The 2,833-nt window shown below is 66.4% G+C and carries 4 protein-coding genes; 2 read left to right on the plus strand and 2 right to left on the minus strand.

The genetic code is table 11. The features are described 5' to 3' along the window. Positions 1–153: BrnA antitoxin family protein (locus tag FJY88_13195; protein MBM3288282.1), on the minus strand; the 153-nt coding region annotated here is incomplete at its 3' end. Continuing rightward, positions 128–409 (minus strand): BrnT family toxin, encoded by a 282-nt coding sequence (locus FJY88_13200; GenBank protein MBM3288283.1) that lies wholly within the window; start codon positions 407–409, stop codon positions 128–130. The genes FJY88_13195 and FJY88_13200, both read right to left, overlap by 26 nt. A gap of 259 nt (positions 410–668) precedes the next feature. Between FJY88_13200 and FJY88_13205 the strand changes: the two genes are divergently transcribed. Both FJY88_13205 and FJY88_13210 read left to right on the plus strand, forming a co-directional pair. Beyond that, entirely contained in the window at positions 669–1,451 is a 783-nt protein-coding gene (locus FJY88_13205) for a hypothetical protein (protein ID MBM3288284.1), read from the plus strand. A 199-nt stretch (positions 1,452–1,650) separates the two neighbouring features. Further along, positions 1,651–2,649: a hypothetical protein gene (locus FJY88_13210; GenBank protein MBM3288285.1), complete on the plus strand. Its 999-nt coding sequence runs from the start codon at positions 1,651–1,653 to the stop codon at positions 2,647–2,649. Positions 2,650–2,833 lie beyond the last annotated feature (184 nt).

Here is a 2,833-nt window from a genome sequence, read left to right on the forward strand (position 1 = left end):
GATCATGGTCTGATACCCACGGCCAGCGGCATCGGCCCGCTCTCGGAATTCTTCGAGCACGCTGTCATCGAGGTAGATCGTGATTCGCGTCTTGCCCGTTTGGGGGACCACGGCGCCCCGGCGCCCCTCACTGAAGTCGTATTCCCTCTTCATACTTGCGCCTCTCGTTGCGAGTCGCGGTCCGGGCCGAGATCAGCCGGACTTCGTCCTCGCGGTAGGAGTAGACCACGACCAGCAGACGCCCCACCCCGTCCCGACCGATGGTCACGAACCTCTGCTCACCCCGAGCCATCCGATCCTCTCGCGTGATTGCGACGGGGTCGAAGAGGACAGCCTCGGCATCCGAGAACCGGACACCATGCTTTGCCAGGTTTGCCCTGGCCTTCCTCGGGTCCCACGATGCTCTCATATATGTATACTATGCATACTCATTGACGTCAAGCGTTCCCTCGCCGGAGACTCCGGATCCGCCGATCGCAAGACGATGATCAGAGCGGCGTGGTTCAGCCTTGGCCCGAAGCCCATCGCCGCGCTCCGACGCGCCGCATGTCGGCAGCGCGACGCATCCTGCCCAGCTCTCGGACGAGCGCAAGAACCGCGCCCGTCTCCCGATTCACCCGCCAAACCCCTCCCCCTTCCGTGTATCCTTCCACGGGAGGAAGAACCGGATGGCTCCGATCGAGAGCGCCACGCCCGAGGAGATCGCCTGCTGGCGGAAACTCGTCCGCCGGGGGCGGGTCGCCGGCCTTCGCAAGGAGGTCGCGGAGGATCTCGCGGGGCAGACCCTTCTGAAGGCCATCGAGACCTTCGATCCCGCCCGGGGAGCCTTCCCGGCCTTCTGCCGGGCGATTCACGCCAACCTGGTCAAGAACTACTGGCGCGACCGGAAACCGGAAGTCGGGTTCGATCCCGAGATCCACGACACGCCGGGCGGCGAGGATCTTCTCGAGTCGATCCTGAGCGGGGAGGAAAGAGAGATGCTTGCCGGCATCGCGGAGCGGATCCGAGACCGATTGAGTCCCGCGGAGGACGCGTTCTTCCTCACGCTGGCGGAGATCCTGCAAGATCGCGCGACGGGGGCGGTCTCGGAGGCTGCGCGCCGCCTGGGGCTCACTCCCCTGCAGGGACATGATGTCCTGCGGCGGATCGTGCGGAAGGCGCGCATCTACCGCGAGCAGTTCCTGGTCGCGATGGGCGAGAAGACCGCGAGGGCGAGCCAATTCGAGTACGACCTCCGGGACGAGGGGCTGGAGGCCGCCGGGGCTCCGACCATTCTCCACGCCGAGGTTCATCACATGGCCCAGGCAGCGCCCATGCGCGCCCCCAGAGACATCGAGCCGATCGACCCCTTCCTCTTCCTCGCCGCAAGCCAAGCCACGGCCGGGTACGAGCGCTTCGCGGCCACTCTCTCGCCAGAGCAGCGCGAGCGCCTGGCGGCCATCCTCAGTTAGAGAGGCGCCTGGCGGCCATCCTCGGTTGAGGAGGCGCCTGGCGGCCATCCTCGGTTAAGGAGACTCGCCGAAGCCGTTCCTCGCGCGCCTTGAATCCGCGCCAAAGCGCCCCCCTTCCCGTGTACTAGGAGACGAAGCGGCACAGCCGTGATCCCGACCGTTCAGCGGTTCCATCAGCGTCTTGAGAAAGGAGAAGATCATGCTCAAAGCGCGAATCGTGGGCGACCAGATCAGAATCGGAAGGCACTTCAGCCTCTCGTTCCAGCGCACCCTTCGGATCCCGGACGACAAGAGGCACTACCCCCTGCCGCCGGGGTTGGGCGACTTCCCCATCCGCCGCGTCGCCGACTACAAGGACCGCGTGCCCGAGTCCTGGCGGAAGCATGGAGGGGTCTTCATCCCGATGTACCAGCGCGAGGCGCTCTGGCTCTCGTTCGAGGCCCCCTACTGGCGGCCGTGCGCCGTCCAGGTCGCCGTGGGCAAGGTCAACGCGATCTCAGGCGCGGTGTGGGAACCCGGTCTCTCGCGCGCGAAGCAGGATTACGTCGTCTGCCCGGATCAGCCCTGGCTGGACGGCATCAAGGCAGAGAGGAACTGCATCCGGCAGTTCGTCGCCATGCCCCTCGGGATGGGATACACGGTGGAGGAGCAGGTCACGGGCAAGGCGGAGTTCGGCGGACTTCAGATCGTCGTCTACGATCCCAAGCCCGGGCGCTTCCCCGAGAGGCCGCGCGAGCGCTGGGGCCGGATGGGGACTGGGGGCTTCAGCAACGTCCAGTGCTGTTACTCGGTCGCCACGGAGATGGGCCTCGGCGCCGGAGGCCGCATGCGCCAGAAGATCTACCCCGACCAGCACGGCATCGACACCTGGGACGAGACGAACACCGGCCGCCTCTACGTCCACATCGTGAACAGCATGGCCTACCGCGAGATCACGGGAGAGGAGCCGCCGGCCACGCCGATCAGCGCTCGCACCTACGCGCGTTTCGGCCTCCCCTGGTTCGACCTCTACGACGAGGAGAAGGGCGACGTCGAGACCTCCGAGATCCTCGCGGGGGTGAAGTCGGTGAAGAAGATGGACGCGGAGAAGGGATTCACGCCGCAGCAGGACGACGCGACGGTGGAGGTCCCGGCGGCGCACGTGAAAACGATCGCTGCGTCGGAGGACGGCGTGCCGGTGGAGGAGGGGAGCTGGTAGACCCAGGCAGCCAAGACCGGGACGGACGCCATCGTCATGAAGCAGGCGGCCGACGCGGTAGAACCCACGCAACCATGACCGGGACGCCTATCGACACGGGCAGGACGATCGTCGGGGTCGCGCTATTCCAGGAGGACGATCCTGCCCGTCCCGGTCGATCCGCCGCTCATGGCGCGCACCAGAT

The organism is Candidatus Eisenbacteria bacterium (assembly GCA_016867495.1).
Classification (GTDB): Bacteria; Eisenbacteria; RBG-16-71-46; order CAIMUX01; family VGJL01; genus VGJL01.